The following is a 14,848-nucleotide window of genomic DNA, read 5'->3' on the forward strand; positions in this document are numbered from 1 at the left end:
AAATTTTAAAAAGGTATTACTATTTGTAGACTTCGGTCGAGCTACCCTTTTGAGACGGGGCTACAGCGATCTGATCCCTTGGTAATAAGTAGATCCTTTCGGGCGGTATAACGGTTACGCTCTGTTGTAAAGCGATATTGTAGTGAGGAGTACCGTCTGGATTCTTAAAGTCCAATGCAACACCCGCTCTACCTATATCGATCTTTACTTCTACGATAGCACCGTCCTCCAACTGAAAGGTGACCGTGGTCGAGCCGATCGGTTTCGCACTTAGCCATTTAAACCTTATAAATTCTTTACTCAAACTCGATTCCACCTATTATATATCTCAAAAGATGTAAAAATATTTATTCCTTGAGCATATGGTAAGAGATCATTAATAAATATCCTCACATATTCATCAATTTAAATACATTCACTTTATGATAGAGATTTAAATTAAATCTGCTGCTCCTTTAATCGATGACTAGCGATATCATTATCATTTAGTGTCAGATCTGCAAGAAAAAAATTATTTTTTCCTTAAAAATCTGACACTAACAAATGGAGTTACCTTTAGGATTTACGTTATACGTTAGATAAAATTCGGATGAAATTCACCTTGAATTCTGAACTCTGAAATCTGAAATCTGAACTCTGTACGATCAAATGTGGTAATTGCGAAAAGATTGGGAATACTATGTTAGTGCTCGAATCTTAAGGATTCTCTCCTTGACCTTTTTGAGGAATGAATAAGTAGCAGTCTTTGATGGATTTGATAGATAGATGCTAATATCCTCTAATGAATCTATGTCCAGCATCACACGCTTTGAAAGGTAGATCTTCGTCTTTGCACCTATACTAAGGCTGAGTCTTAAATGGTTATGGAAGCTGTCTTCATCGTAAAATGTTCGAATCAAATCGGGAGGGTTTAGAAAAAGGGCATTCGTTCCATTCAATCTTAACGCTGGCGTAATGACCATTACTCGAGGACCATCTGCCATCTTCACGATATTATCGATATCGATGGGTGATAAGAGTGGTATATCGGATGGAAATATGATGATCGAATCGATACCATCTTTAAGGCAGAGCTGAACCGCTTTATTAACAGCGGCATTCACCCCCTCGTCCCGCTCTTCTTTTAATATACTCACTCCAAACTTCATCGAAAGATTCAATACTCTCTGATCGGGGCTTACTACGATTACTCTTTTTATAGAGTTTGAATCCTTAATCGCTTTTAATACATCATTTAACATACAGAGGGTAAGTTCGCACCTCTCTTCAAAGTTGAGGATCGAAGAGAGCCTCCTCTTTGCATTGATTAAACTCTTAACCGGAATGATCGCAGTGACCTCCATTCACTACCCCTTCAAGCATTCAAGGACTTCGGATGCCAGCCTCTTCTCATCTTCGACGCTCTTCATCATTATATCGGTAACAAGAGGTTTAATACCCAACCTTTCGATCTCATCCTTTAAATTTGTATCGATCTTATCGATAAAGAATACATCAAGAAATTCTGAATATAACTTTGCTACCGTAAGTGGTGAGACCTTTAAGTCCAAACCATCCATCAACTTACCAGCAGGTCCGCTAAATGGTGCAGAACCCAATATTGGGCTTATACCTACTACCTTAGCGTTGGTCTTCTTCAATGCTTCTTTAATAGGCAGGATCGCTAAAGTGGGGCCAATACTTGTTATAGGATTGGCAGGGCAGATGATGATCCCTGTAGAGTTTATAATAGATTCAACAACACCGTGGGCAGGCTTTGCATTCTCAATACCACGGTAAATCACCCCTTTCACCTCATCTATAGCCTTTCTCTTTACCCAGAACTCCTGTAAATGCAAATCCTCTCCTCCTCGAGTTAATATTCTCGTCTCTATATGATGGTCAGAAGCGGGTAAGATCCTCCACTTCACACCGAGTTTTGAACGAAGTCTTTCTGTAACCGTTGATAGAGGAATACCAGACTTAAGCATAGATGTTCTTACCACATGTGTGGCAAGATCCTTATCACCTATGTTGAACCATGTATCATAACCATACTTTGCAATCTGCTCCATAAAGTGAAAAGTATCATTATGTATACCCCAACCTCTCTTCTCATCTAATATTCCAGCCAATGCATACATTACCGTATCGATATCTGGGCATATATAAAGCCCCTCGAACCACATATTATCACCTACATTTACGATTACAACCACATCCTCAATAAGCCTGTACAAACCTCTAAGTAACTTTACCGAACCGGTACCACCAGATATCGCAGTAATCATTCATCGATCACCATTAACGGAAGAGGTCTTTAGATGCACGCCTCACAAGTTCACGTGCAGAGCCTTCACCCTTGGGGTATGGATAGCCTCGAATGATAGCTACTGGTACATTATTCAATTTACCCATCACCAACTCTGCAGCAGAGGCAAGTTCATCTGCAATGGCCATCATCGTAACCCTTAACTCGTAACCAAAAGTATCCTTTTGACCACGATAATCTATAAATGGTTTTAATCCGGCCACACCGATCGCAACATCCACATGCCCCTCTCTCCACGGCCTTCCAAAGGTATCGGAGATTATCACAGCTACATCGACACCTAATAATCGTTTGATAGTATCACGAATACGTTTTGCAGAACGGTCTGGATTTACCGGTAGTAATGAAACGAATCCCTTAGGAATATTCGACTGATCAACACCTCCATTGGCACATACAAAACCATGCTTTGTCTCCACGATAATAACACCACGTGCCATCTTCACTATCCTCTTCGATTCGTTAAGAATTACTTCTACCAAACGTGGATCCTTCTTAAGTAACTTGCCTATACGAATGGCAAACTTTGAGGGGGTAATATCATCAATCCTTATCAATCTGCCCTCCGCCTTAGAAACGATCTTTTGTGTAACTACGATTATATCTCCATCTTGAAGTTTCATGCCCATCCTCTCAATCGAGTCGATGATCAATTTGGCCAATTCGCTACCCTGATGGACTTCCGGTATACCTTTTACACCGATAATTTCGACCTTCAATAAATATACACCACCATCTTTAATGGGTAAGCGCAGATAAATAATATAAGAGGTAATAAGGTACTTAAGAGTGCCGAATGAAGTTGATTTAAAAGAATTAAATCGATAACTTCCAGATTATCGTTTAGTGAGGGATAGGTGAGTTGTAAAGTTATTCTTCAAGAGGTAGACCAGCGCACTGAACCTCTCCTTTAACCCTCCTAATGAAATTATTACAAACGAAACATTCGAGGAATGGTCTCTCTTTATTTAAAACCGGACAATCGATCACTTCACGTTTCATTCTCGCGATCATCCTTTTACTTAATATACCTTTAAAACTCTCCTGAAGCTCTTTCGATACTTTAAGGGCATTCTCTCTCTCAAAGACCTTTATAAAATATTTTGGTTCTTTTAGCTCTTCATGCATTGGAAAACCACCACAATTCTATTGGGAATTGAAGAATATTAAGACTTTATTAAGACTTTATGGATTAGATTGTAAAACACTCTTCATCAAGATTATTAGAGCATAATGAACATCATTTCTATTCGAGCCTATCTACCTAATTGAGCCTTTCTCCGATCATCATCGATCAAAAAAGCATTAATATTAGAGGTAGCGAATAGTTATCAATCTGTACTGCCTAGGTGTGTTAGAGAATGTCGAAGCGTAAGAAGGCTGGAAAGTTAAAGGATAAGTGGAAGGAGAAGGCATGGGTGATCGTAGAGGCACCACCTTCATTCGGTAGCACCGTCATCGCCTCTATACCTATCACCAGCCCTGAAAAGGCGATAGGTAGGTGTGTAGAAACTACACTCTACGATATCGTCAGACAAGATCCTCAACAGTATACGATAAAGCTGTACTTTCAAATCGAGCATATAGATGGTGATAGGGCCAAAACCATCTTTAAGAGTTATGAATATTCTAGGGATTATTTGAGAAGCTTAATACGGAGGGGATCTTCGATGGTAAACTTCATCAACGATTATACAACAAAGGATGGTGTGAAGATAAGAGTCTATACAGTATTCTTCACACAGAGTCGCATAAACTCGTCCAGAAAGCATGCGCTACGTATGATCGCCCATAACATATTGAAAGAAAAGAGTGAGAAGCTCAATTATGACCAATTCGCCCAAGAAGCGGTCTTAGGAAAGATCGCATCAGATATTTATAATGAAGCGAAGAAGATCTGTCAACTTAGACATGTAGGGATAAGGAAGATGAAGATGGTCCAAAAACCAACACCGATGATTAAAGTACCATCGGTCGAATCGGTATCCAGCTAACCTTTACGCCCGGCTGCAACGATCTTGATCACATCATTATCCTTCAACTCGTAATTAGCACCTACTCTAACCCCTCTCTTCACATCGATCGCGTAAAGAAATGTATCTCCCAATTCGGTATGAATCATGTATGCGAGATCTCTTGCCGTAGAACCTTTACGTACCACATACGCATCTGGTAACACGTTACCTTTTTTATCAGAAAGTTTATTCTCATCCTCAACAGGATACACGACTATACTTTGTAACAGTTCAAAGTAGGCAGCATTTATACACTGTTGCACACCCGTATTCCCCCAAACCTTTAATACTTTACTCCTCACTAGGTCAAGGGCCCTCCTCTGTTCAGGGGTTAACTTTGTAGGCTCGAGGATTTCGAAATCAGAATCACCCGGAATGTACTTGATCAACCTTTTCTCAGCAGCCCTCCTTAATAGAAGCTCGGCTTCTGAAGCACAAGGTATTACCAATCTACCCAGATTTTTCATGCGCCGAATATTTTGAGCCGAAATTGATATATCAGCCTTATTTGCAGCGATCAATGCCGGTTTTGAACGTTCCCTTAAAGTTCTACAGAAGTGGTAAAGATCTTCATCACTCCATAAAGTAGGTTTATCCGAATTCAACCCTGTTATATTAAGGGCATCGATGATCTGAGATTCCTTGATGGAGAAGCCACTTAACTTTTCAGCCAACATTACACTTAACTTCCCATCCCCCGCTTCTACGGTGCGCGCGATCCTCGGCCAATCGGCCTTTAGCTTATCCATCACCCACGTATCGAATTCTCTCTCTACAAACTCCACATCGAGGATTGGGTCATGCGAGCCGGGTTCACATAATCTGCCTTCTTCATCGGTGGCACCAGAGGCATCTACTACGTGGATCAACGCATCGGCCTGCCTTAAATCATCCAAAAACTTATTCCCTAACCCCCTTCCTCTTGATGCACCTGGTACGAGCCCCGCTACATCGACCAGCTTTACAGGTATAAGCCTCACACCATCTACGCATAGAGAGTTTACGGGATTATCGGTAACACCGAGCTTTTTGCATATACACTCGATTCGAAGGTATGCTATACCCACGTTAGGTTTGATCGTCGTAAATGGGTAATTGGCTACGGGTACGTTGAGTAACGTAGCTGCATTGAAGAAAGTGGACTTGCCCGTATTGGGTTTGCCGATGATCCCTACGATCATCACCTTACTTAAAGAGCATCCTTCTATAAAAATAGGCGTGAATGATAAAAGAGAGCAGAACGATTTCCTATCTTCAAATAAGATACAGGAGCATTTAAGATTAAATTATGCATAATTTGAAAGAATATCATTCATATTGAGAATAAATTCTTTTAATTCGGTCTTTTTTAAAAAAAAGTTTATTAGAGGGTTCTCTTAAATCAAAAATGGGATAAATTATGGCAGATTTCATCGGACTCCTAATAATCTTCTTTATAGCGAGCTTCGCCATGATACCTATATACTATTGGCTCAAGAAGAAGCATGGGTCGAGTCTCGAGGGTGAGTAGATATGCAGATCGAGGTTCTAACCGTAATTATAGCATATATGTTGGCTGTGCTCATCATCGGTCTATATGCAGCAAAGTACGTCAAATCTGTAAAAGATTACTTAATATATGGACATAGAATGGGGATCATACCACTGACATTCACATACTTTGCAACGTACCTCAGTGCCGTCTCCGTATTCGGTTTTACCGGCCTGGTTTATAGGAGTGGTTGGTCTGGTCTCTGGTTACCGATCATCTGGGCCACTGGCAGCATCATGGGCATGTTCATAGCTTTAAGGTTGAGGAGAGTAAAGCTAACATCTCCACATGAATACTTTAGGGTCAGATTCGGCCTTCCGAGTAGCTTCCAGATCTTCGCAGGTCTGCTCACGGTCGTTGCATTATTGGTATCGTTGATAGTTCAGATTAGAGCAATGGGCATTACATGGAGTTTAGCATTGAATAGAAGTATCGAAGAAGGGATCCTTATCTCGATGGTTATAGTATTGATCTATACCGTCGTCGGAGGCCTTTACGCAGTAGCTTATACAGATATATTCCAAGGCGCTCTCTTTACGGCCGTCTTGATAGGTGGTGGTATATGGGCCCTTTCAGTTATGGGTGGCCTCGAGAATCTATATGCGATGGCTGCAAAGATAACCACACCTCCCACCGTTGGAGCATCGCCTACCCCTGAAGGTTTGCTCGTCTCAGCGATGGGTGCATATACATTCGTTGGTCTGATATTTTTATGGCTCAACTGGGCACCCGGTGTCGCTGCACATATCAGATACACCCAGAGGCAGCTAGCTGCCAAGAATATCGATTATTCTTTAAAGATGTATGTAATAGCCTGGCCCATCCTATTCCTTATATACGTATGTATGGGTTTAACAGCGTTGGCTGGTAGAGTCCTTATACCAACGATGCCTGCAGGGATGAGTGTAGATCATATCATGCCGCTCCTCTTCCTAAAGTACATGCCTCCAATAATTACGGGTTTACTATACGGAGGTCTGCTCGCTGCAGCGATGTCGACCGTCGATAGCGAAGTTCAGATCTGCAATTCGATAATATTCGTAGATGCGCAGAAGTATTTGAAATTATCTGAGAAGGCGATGCTAAATATAGCAAGAATTTTGGGAGTCATTATAGTAGTAATCGCTACTTTAATAACGCTCTATCCATTACCGATCATCATCGAATTCTCAGCCTACTCTTGGGGCATACTCGGCTCTCTATACTTCGCACCGATGCTCATCGGATTGTATTGGAGGCGGGTTAATAAATGGGGTGTCTTAGCGGGAGTCTTCGGTGGGCTTATCGTATTCGCCACTTGGCAACTGTTATGGGGTACGAGGATCTATGGGATACCACCGTTCGGAGTCGGAGTTCTAGTATCTATCGTGTTGACGATCGTGGTCTCAGCAGTTACAAAGCCCCCACCCGAAGAATACTTAAAGGATTACTTCCCGCCACCGATTACTGTGAAGGCTGAAAAGGCTGAAAAGGCTTAAGTGTAGCTTCGCAGAAGATCTAGAAAACTACAACCTTTCTTTTTTATTTCTTATCTATTTTTTCTGAAGGATATAGAAGCAAGAAAGATAAAATGTGGTTTCGAACTTCTACAACCTAAAAATAATTTTTACCTTCATCGCTTTTCATCACTTTAGAGTAAAATGTTCAATAAATTTAAAAGCTCGCTATAAAGAAGGTTAAGGTTGATAACTTTGTACAAGTATATAAGTGAAAGTTGGAAGCGCATATGGAAGGAGAAGGAAGGGGATATCTTAACGAGGGCGATCGAGTGGAGGCATGAACCGACGATCGTAAGATTGGAAAGGCCGACACGCATAGATCGGGCCAGAAGGCTCGGCTACAAGGCGAAGCAGGGATATGTGGTGGTTAGGGTATGTGTCTCTAAAGGAGGGATGAGGAAGGAGAGGCCAAGATCGGGTAGAAGACCGAAGCATCTCGGTGTAGTGAGGATCAAAGCAGATGTAAGTGCAAAAGAGGTAGCTGAAAGAAGGGCCGCGAAGAAGTATCCAAATCTTAAGGTGATCAATTCGTACTTTCTCTATAGTGATGGAAGGTACAAATGGTATGAAGTCATAATGGTAGATCCAAACCATCCCGCTGTGAAAAGAGATCTTCAAAGATCTATTAAGGGTTGAAGGTTATCAGTAACAGAGACCAGACCAACCACTTCTATAGACAAGGTAAAAGGTAAAGAGCGATTAGAATCCGGCTTCGACCGGATTTCTAGGTTTAATGATCTCCCTAAGGATTACCGTTGCATAGGAGCCCTTGAAGAGGTCCATTGTAAGAGAGATTCCATTCTGATCAAAGTTCCAATCGAAGGTCTTACAGAGTAAGGGTGCTACTCGAAAACCACCTTCCACACTTACTTCGGGCAACTCTTTTATATAAAAATCACGGGCCTTAACACCTTCTTCCTCCAATACTTGATCGATGAACACATCGAATCGATTCTTCGTGGTGCGGTAAGTGTAACCTACGATCGGGATCAAGGGGATACTAATGGTCGATATGTCCGAACCTTTATGAATAGGGTTGGAAGGAGAGGTGGAGGTAAAGTATCTACTGACCTTGATCAACCTACCTTGTATTAAATCGAATTCTCCGCAATAATCGCCCTCTTCAACCTTCATCAGGTCCATTTCAGCATTTACAGCAGAGCTTAAAACTCGATTACAGATGTAAGATTGGTACGCATTTATAAATAGGCGCCTTAGAGTCAATGGTAACTCCCTTAGGGCTTCGATACAACGATTAGGATCCTTCACCAATCGTCTTAAGACCAGAACTTCCAAATCTAACTCTGGCTTTTCTGGTTTTAACATACTTAACGCTCGCCGATAATCTGATTCTTTACAGAGTTCTCGAAATATTCTTCGTTCCTCACTATCATAATCTGATGGGTGAGAGAGAAAGATCGTCAACGCTTCTCTAAACCTCCTCTTCACCAACTCCCTCCCTATCAGATGGTTGATGGGCCTTTTACTGCCGAACCTCTGGTAACCGAAGAAGTTCGGTACCTTCCCTCTACTTAGATTCGATGCCACTTCATTCAAACATCCTTCTACACGATTAAAATTCACGCCGACCACTTTAATCCTAAATCTATTACCTACAAGATCCCTTCTCGTGATTGGGCGTGATGAGTACCCGATCAATTTTAACAAGATCTTGTTATCGATTTGTAAATTATCCAGTATACGCACCTTCAACGATGTAGGGCTCACATATTGCTTTGTAGATGCTTTTGCATCTTTAAGACCAAGGTATCGTACCTTACCACCCAATTTCATCTCGATGAGTTTACATGCGTGTATGGTATCTATACCGATCTTCTCTAGCATATATATCGGATACCGGTGTGTAGAGTTTGGGTTCTCTTTTACTTCAAATTTAGGGTTTATAATCTCTTCCACTTGGAAGTCTTCATATTTACTTCTTATACGCCCGCCTATACCTTCACATCGTGTGGAGTAGCAAAGTAAGCCTATGGATTTATCCAATTCGTTGACACTCATAATAAACACTATAAAAGAGGGAGCTCTCCGGTAATCTTATCGATGATTTCAGAGAGGTCGGGGCCGATGCCTACACAGGTTTTCGTACCTACAGGCACTTGGGTTAAACCTCTATCTTCAATCAGCACAGTAATCAGACCGGCCCCTTCAGCCTTCTCCTTTATATCCAATAATCTTTCAAGGGAGTTCACCTTCACAACGATCTTCGGTTGTCCACACTTTATCCAACCTTCATAAATCTTCGGACGGTGTTTTCTCACTTCATCGGCACACGCGACGGCAGCATGGGCTACTTGGGCTGCGATCTTACCTTTACCCATCTTAATATCGGTCCTTACTACGATAACTTGTTTATACTCTTGAACCATATTTACCATTTTATAATCGGGCGTAAAGTAAGTAACAGCTTATCTATTCACAAAAAGTCTCCATATTATATATCTTTATTGTTATCTTTTGAAAAAGCTAAATCATCCATCTTAATATACTTAAATGAGTGGTGATATGGCGAGTGGTGTTGTAAGATTTAGTGTTTCCGTATCGCCTGAACTCCTTAAAGAGTTCGATGAAGTGACGAATATAATAGGGTACGATAGATCGAAGGCGATTCAGCAGGCTATGCGCAACTTCTTAAATGAATATAAATGGAGATATGAGGAGAAGGGGTTAGCGGTTGGAGCGATAGTCCTTATCTACAACCACGAGGTGAGGGGGTTAGAGGATAGTTTAACGGATATTCAACACCATTATAGAGACATCATTCAATCCTCAATACATATACATCTCGATGAACAGAATTGCCTCCTTCAAGTGGTCGTTAAAGGCGAAGTCATGAATATTCGAAGATTGGCGAAGGATCTGATGAATAGAAGAGGAGTTAAGCAACTTAAATTGGTCACACTCACGTATTAGACCCATCTTACGTAACTTTGATTGTACCGAGTCTGTGATACTTTAACGTACCTCTTCCACTCGATCTTTCATTTAAATCTAATCTATAGATAGTTAGCGTAGTGTTGTGATCTTCCACTTCTCTATTACTCGACCATCTGGTAAAAAGACCGGACCTTCGACCATTTCTCCCTTTAAACCATACTTTTTAAGAGCTGCCAACAAGAGGCCTGTAGAGATATGGGCTGGCGCTCCACCTTCTTTTGTTAAACGTTCAGCCCACTTCGTTAATGCAGGATTTACCATCTCATAAACGATCAACTCTTCCTCCGACCTTCTCTGCTTCATCTCATCCAACAGTCTATTTACATTAATATGCTCTACATATCCAGATTCTTGCAGATATTGAGCCAATCTCTGCAATGTTTTAACATAATCCTTCTCATTCTTCAGATTCAACCTTTCTTCGAGCTCTTTGAATAGTATCTCCCCAGACCTCCATACCACTTTCCATGCATCCTTACCAAGGAATTCATATATCGCTTTACATAAACAGTATAATTCTAAATCAAAGAACTCTCGATCTATTTTAAGGGCCATATTGATAACTCTATAGATGTGATCACTATTTAAAAATTAGGTTAGAAATTAAATTAGCGATGTAAGGATAAAATCACTCTAATAATTCATAATCATCTCTATTTTTCAACTTAAATTTTATTATTGAAGTGTAACCTTGATATTTATACTAAATTTTACTCCTCTTTCTTAAGGATGTGGACTTTACATGAAACTCTTTGGCTGAACCGTTCCGCATCCTTTTCGCTACCTACAATAGCTCCGTAATGCATAGGTATCGCGATCTTCGGTGCGATCTTCGATACAGCTTGAATAGCCTCATCGGCCGTCATAACGTACGTTCCACTAACGGGTATAAGTGCGATATCTGGTTTCAGCCCTTCCATCTCTGGTATAAAATCTGAGTCTCCGGTGTGATAGATCGTCACACCACCTATATTCAATATATACCCTACACCTTGATTCTCTCTCGGATGGAAAGGCACGCCGGGTTGTCTAAATTTATTAATGTTGTAAGAGGGTATCGCTTTTACTTTGATACCCCTTACTTCAAGCTCATCTCCTGGCTTTACATACTTTATCTCCTTGACCTTCAAATTCGATAACTCACCTTTGCACAGGGTCGATGCGACTATGATGGTATCGGGGCTAATGATTTTCTTCAAATCCTTTAGACTGCAATGATCGAAATGCTCATGGGTTATAAATACGATATCTGCCTTCACCTCGCCCTTGATTTCAAAAGGATCTATGTATATGGTCTGTCCATCTTGAATTCTGAAGGAAGCATGCCCTAACCAACTGATCTTTAAACCTTTGTATTCAAACATAAACTCAACACCTATTAAGTTGCTTTAAAACTTACGAACTATTTAACTTTTTAACTTAATGATAAGATCGCTATTTTCGAAAAATCATATATACGTTTGATTAGGTTATTAACTTGGCTTGGTATCACAACTTAGGGTTGGTGTACACGTTTCTATAACGGGAACCTTAGATAGGGCTGTGGACCGTGCGAAGGAGAAGGGTTGTACAGCATTTCAAATCTTTACAAGGAATCCCCGCGGATGGAAGTTTAAAGAGTTAGATCAGGAGGAGGTAAAGGAGTTTAAGAGGAAGGTTGAGGAGTATGGTTATGATGAACCTATAGCCCATATGCCATACCTTCCGAACCTCGCTTCGCCGAATGACGAGATATACAAAAAGACCTTAGATACATTGATCGCTGAGCTCGATCGATGTGGCCGATTGGAGATACCTTACCTTGTAACCCATCTGGGAAGCCATTTAGGTGCGGGGATGGATGTGGGGTTTAAGAGGATCATCGATGCGTGTAATAGGGCATTGAAGAGGGTCGATAATGATGTAATGATCCTTTTAGAAAATACGGCAGGTACTAAGAATAGCATGGGCACTCATTTTGAAGATATAAAGTATATTCTAGATCGTATCGAGCAGCGCGATCGCGTCGGTGTATGCTTTGACACATGCCATGCTTTTGCTGCGGGTTATGATTTGAGAGATAAGAAGGCCATCGAACAGACTTTGAATCATTTCGATAGGGTGATAGGGTTTAAGGATTTAAAGGTTGTACATATCAATGATTCAAAGGGCGATCTGGGCTCCAACATCGACCGGCACGAGCATATCGGTCTAGGATACATAGGTGAGGAGGGTTTTCGAGCTCTGCTTCACGATGAAAGAATACGAAAGTTGCCACTGATACTGGAGACCCCTATAGATGATAGGAGGGGCGATGAGGATAATATAAAGAAGGTACGTGAATTGGCGAAGTGATTTAGAAGAGTTTAGATTCCTCTTCGATACCACTCTTCGTTATTATCATAATATCTACACCATCACCACTCGCAGCATCCCTCTGGACCGCAGACCTGATCGATTTTATAGCGAGCTCCTTCGCTTCTTCCTTCTTCATACCCTTTCTATATTCAGATTCGAGCACACCTATAGCTATCTCTGCACCAGAGCCTACCGCTGCGTAAATATCCTCTATAACCGATCCTAGGGGATCTAATACGTAGATACTCGGTTTCGTATCGACCCCACCGATCACCACTTGAGTCAAGAGGGGTGTGTAACGCCTTTCGAACATCAACACGGACATCAACTTCGCGACCGAGTTGGAAGGGACCGGTCTGCCCAACTGTAACTCTCTAATCTTAATATGGGCTTCGATCTCTCTTACAAGGATCTGCATATCAGCTACCATACCAGCACACGCAGCACCGACCCTATCGGTGATTCGAAAGACCTTCTTTCCAGCCCTACTTATGACGAATGTACCGTACGCAAACCTCTTCTCCGCACCCAAGACGACCCCTTCATCGAATGTCAATCCCACAGCTGTAGCGCCGGGGATAAAGTACTCTCTAAACAATCTTCCACCACACTTTCCAAATAAATCTGATATACCGAATTCTTAAATATTTTCTGTTCACGGCCACATTATCATATACGATTTAAATATCATACAATATCCTTCTTCGACAACTCTTTAATCCTCTCCACCCCTCCTATTTCATTAATTATAGCAGCGACTCGCTGAGGGACGAGCTCTTCCCAATTCTCTCCACTTAACATCCTTCTTCGAATCTCTGTAGCAGAGAAGATATTTCTCTTAATGAATGTAATCGATTCTACTCGAAGGCCAGCTTCCTTAAATAGCCTCCTCGTTAAAGGTTCATTAGAATATACAACTTCGAATTTAGGAGTATAGGATAGTACTTGAGCCACCCAAAGTGTGTGCATATCTACATCTGGGACCGGGATGAGCCAGTACCTTGAATCATCGACCCCAGCATCTCTCAAAGATTCTCGAATCATCGTAAGCCTCTCACCCGTTGTAAAAGGATTATCCAATTCATGGCTCTTCTGTGAACTACCTATGATGATTATCAACTCATCTACATTCTTCAAAAGTTCGAGTATCACTTGTAAATGCCCTTTATGGAAGGGTTGGAATCGCCCTACGAAGACCCCTCTACGGACCATTCAAACCACATCTTTGCAAGATATTTGGTCAATATAACAAAAATTTAAGCATTCCCGCGAAAACTTTCTCAAAAGCACATCGGTATTAAGGTATCGAATATTAAAATTTTAATATAGCGATTTAAGTTCGCGTATGCCAAGCCGAGCATGTCTAGAACAGTCTATCGGATGGAAAGTTAAATAGATAGGCCCGATGAGTAGCAAATTTATGAAAGAATGTGAGCTAAGGTTATGACAACCTTCCTATGAGCTCAGGGGATTAACTGAATAACTAAATAACTGTAAAGTCTTATCGAGGATATGCATGGTTTAGGTGAAAGGTAGCTTTAAAGTGGACTTCTGAAAAAGTTACAACCTTGGACAGAAAAGTATTTACTTACGTCATCTGTCGCTTAATTGTGTCGAGCATATGCCCTTAGAGAAAGGCACATTAATATTGGCCCACTATACCGCAAAGATTAAGGATACAGGCGAGATCATCGAGACGACTAGGGATGAGGATGCGAAGAAGTTCGGTATCTATGACCCAACGAAGAAGTACGAGCCTAGACTCATTTCGGTAGGTGAAGGATGGGTCTTAAAAGGTGTGGATGAAGCTTTACTATCAGCCAATGTAGGGGATAAGTTAACGATAGAAATCCCACCCGAAAAGGGTTTTGGGTTGAGAGATCCGAATAAGGTGAAGATGATCCCCATTCGTAAATTTGGGGAGAAGGCTGGTGAATTAAGGGTGAATGAAGAGATCGAAGTAGATAATAAGATCGGTATAGTTCGTTTTATAGGCTCGGGAAGGGTTCAAGTAGACTTCAATCATAAGTACGCTGGTAAGGTCCTCGTTTATGAATTAGAGGTGGTAAAGAAGCTCGATAGCGATAAAGAGAAGGTAGTAGCTTTGATCAGGCGTAGATTGCCTATAGAAGAAGATAAGGTCAACTTCACGATAGATGGTTCTACCTTGAAGATAAACCTATCGAGCGATTATTACCTT

General features: G+C 41.3%; 18 protein-coding genes. 6 read left to right on the top strand and 12 right to left on the bottom strand.

The genetic code is table 11. From position 1 onward, the window contains the following. Positions 1 to 19: 19 nt before the first annotated feature. The 5 genes from NZ896_02195 to NZ896_02215 form a co-directional block, all read right to left on the bottom strand. A complete protein-coding gene (locus NZ896_02195) occupies positions 20 to 304 on the bottom strand; it encodes a hypothetical protein (protein ID MCS7116262.1) in 285 nt (94 codons plus the stop codon). A gap of 373 nt (positions 305 to 677) precedes the next feature. Beyond that, positions 678 to 1,343 carry a 2-phospho-L-lactate guanylyltransferase gene (gene cofC, locus NZ896_02200; protein MCS7116263.1) on the bottom strand — a complete coding sequence of 222 codons (666 nt, stop codon included), beginning with the start codon at positions 1,341 to 1,343 and terminating at the stop codon, positions 678 to 680. A gap of 3 nt (positions 1,344 to 1,346) precedes the next feature. After that, positions 1,347 to 2,270 carry a 2-phospho-L-lactate transferase gene (gene cofD / locus NZ896_02205; GenBank protein ID MCS7116264.1) on the bottom strand — a complete coding sequence of 308 codons (924 nt, stop codon included), beginning with the start codon at positions 2,268 to 2,270 and terminating at the stop codon, positions 1,347 to 1,349. Between the two features lie 13 nt (positions 2,271 to 2,283). Then, positions 2,284 to 3,030 (bottom strand): coenzyme F420-0:L-glutamate ligase, encoded by a 747-nt coding sequence (gene cofE / locus NZ896_02210; protein ID MCS7116265.1) that lies wholly within the window; start codon positions 3,028 to 3,030, stop codon positions 2,284 to 2,286. A 151-nt stretch (positions 3,031 to 3,181) separates the two neighbouring features. Further along, entirely contained in the window at positions 3,182 to 3,439 is a 258-nt protein-coding gene (locus NZ896_02215) for a hypothetical protein (protein ID MCS7116266.1), read from the bottom strand. Between the two features lie 233 nt (positions 3,440 to 3,672). Here NZ896_02215 and NZ896_02220 point away from each other — a divergent pair, with 233 nt between their 5' ends. Next, a complete protein-coding gene (locus NZ896_02220) occupies positions 3,673 to 4,305 on the top strand; it encodes a 30S ribosomal protein S3ae (GenBank protein ID MCS7116267.1) in 633 nt (210 codons plus the stop codon). Here NZ896_02220 and NZ896_02225 read toward each other — a convergent pair. Then, a complete protein-coding gene (locus NZ896_02225) occupies positions 4,302 to 5,507 on the bottom strand; it encodes a redox-regulated ATPase YchF (GenBank protein ID MCS7116268.1) in 1,206 nt (401 codons plus the stop codon). The two genes, NZ896_02220 and NZ896_02225, sit on opposite strands and share 4 nt — an antisense overlap. A gap of 331 nt (positions 5,508 to 5,838) precedes the next feature. Here NZ896_02225 and NZ896_02230 point away from each other — a divergent pair, with 331 nt between their 5' ends. Both NZ896_02230 and NZ896_02235 read left to right on the top strand, forming a co-directional pair. After that, positions 5,839 to 7,335: a sodium:solute symporter family protein gene (locus tag NZ896_02230; GenBank protein MCS7116269.1), complete on the top strand. Its 1,497-nt coding sequence runs from the start codon at positions 5,839 to 5,841 to the stop codon at positions 7,333 to 7,335. A 213-nt stretch (positions 7,336 to 7,548) separates the two neighbouring features. Continuing rightward, complete coding sequence (locus NZ896_02235; GenBank protein MCS7116270.1) at positions 7,549 to 7,992, top strand: 50S ribosomal protein L15e; 444 nt, start codon at positions 7,549 to 7,551, stop codon at positions 7,990 to 7,992. 63 nt (positions 7,993 to 8,055) lie between these two features. Here NZ896_02235 and NZ896_02240 read toward each other — a convergent pair whose 3' ends face one another. Together NZ896_02240 and pth2 are read right to left on the bottom strand one after the other, a co-directional pair. Beyond that, positions 8,056 to 9,375, bottom strand: a complete 1,320-nt coding sequence (locus tag NZ896_02240) for a tRNA pseudouridine(13) synthase TruD (protein MCS7116271.1) — start codon at positions 9,373 to 9,375, stop codon at positions 8,056 to 8,058. A gap of 8 nt (positions 9,376 to 9,383) precedes the next feature. Further along, the gene (gene pth2 / locus NZ896_02245) at positions 9,384 to 9,743 is read right to left on the bottom strand and encodes a peptidyl-tRNA hydrolase Pth2 (protein ID MCS7116272.1); all 360 of its coding nucleotides are present in this window, start codon (positions 9,741 to 9,743) and stop codon (positions 9,384 to 9,386) included. A 136-nt stretch (positions 9,744 to 9,879) separates the two neighbouring features. On the opposite strand from pth2, the gene nikR reads away from it, so the two are divergent. Next, positions 9,880 to 10,287, top strand: coding sequence for a nickel-responsive transcriptional regulator NikR (gene nikR, locus NZ896_02250; protein MCS7116273.1), 408 nt, complete (start codon positions 9,880 to 9,882; stop codon positions 10,285 to 10,287). Positions 10,288 to 10,380: 93 nt separating this feature from the next. Here the strand turns inward: nikR and NZ896_02255 are convergent, their stop codons facing one another. Together NZ896_02255 and NZ896_02260 are read right to left on the bottom strand one after the other, a co-directional pair. Beyond that, positions 10,381 to 10,866 carry a hypothetical protein gene (locus NZ896_02255; GenBank protein ID MCS7116274.1) on the bottom strand — a complete coding sequence of 162 codons (486 nt, stop codon included), beginning with the start codon at positions 10,864 to 10,866 and terminating at the stop codon, positions 10,381 to 10,383. A gap of 155 nt (positions 10,867 to 11,021) precedes the next feature. After that, the gene (locus NZ896_02260; protein ID MCS7116275.1) at positions 11,022 to 11,675 is read right to left on the bottom strand and encodes an MBL fold metallo-hydrolase; all 654 of its coding nucleotides are present in this window, start codon (positions 11,673 to 11,675) and stop codon (positions 11,022 to 11,024) included. 118 nt (positions 11,676 to 11,793) lie between these two features. Here NZ896_02260 and NZ896_02265 point away from each other — a divergent pair, with 118 nt between their 5' ends. Beyond that, a complete protein-coding gene (locus NZ896_02265; GenBank protein ID MCS7116276.1) occupies positions 11,794 to 12,645 on the top strand; it encodes a deoxyribonuclease IV in 852 nt (283 codons plus the stop codon). A 1-nt stretch (position 12,646) separates the two neighbouring features. Here NZ896_02265 and psmB read toward each other — a convergent pair whose 3' ends face one another. Continuing rightward, positions 12,647 to 13,246, bottom strand: a complete 600-nt coding sequence (gene psmB, locus NZ896_02270) for an archaeal proteasome endopeptidase complex subunit beta (GenBank protein ID MCS7116277.1) — start codon at positions 13,244 to 13,246, stop codon at positions 12,647 to 12,649. 89 nt (positions 13,247 to 13,335) lie between these two features. After that, the gene (locus NZ896_02275; protein ID MCS7116278.1) at positions 13,336 to 13,860 is read right to left on the bottom strand and encodes a nicotinamide-nucleotide adenylyltransferase; all 525 of its coding nucleotides are present in this window, start codon (positions 13,858 to 13,860) and stop codon (positions 13,336 to 13,338) included. 409 nt (positions 13,861 to 14,269) lie between these two features. Between NZ896_02275 and NZ896_02280 the strand changes: the two genes are divergently transcribed. Then, on the top strand, positions 14,270 to 14,848 hold a 579-nt coding region (locus NZ896_02280), incomplete at its 3' end, for a peptidylprolyl isomerase (GenBank protein MCS7116279.1).

The organism is Nitrososphaerales archaeon (assembly GCA_025058425.1).
Classification (GTDB): Archaea; Thermoproteota; Nitrososphaeria; order Nitrososphaerales; family JANXEG01; genus JANXEG01.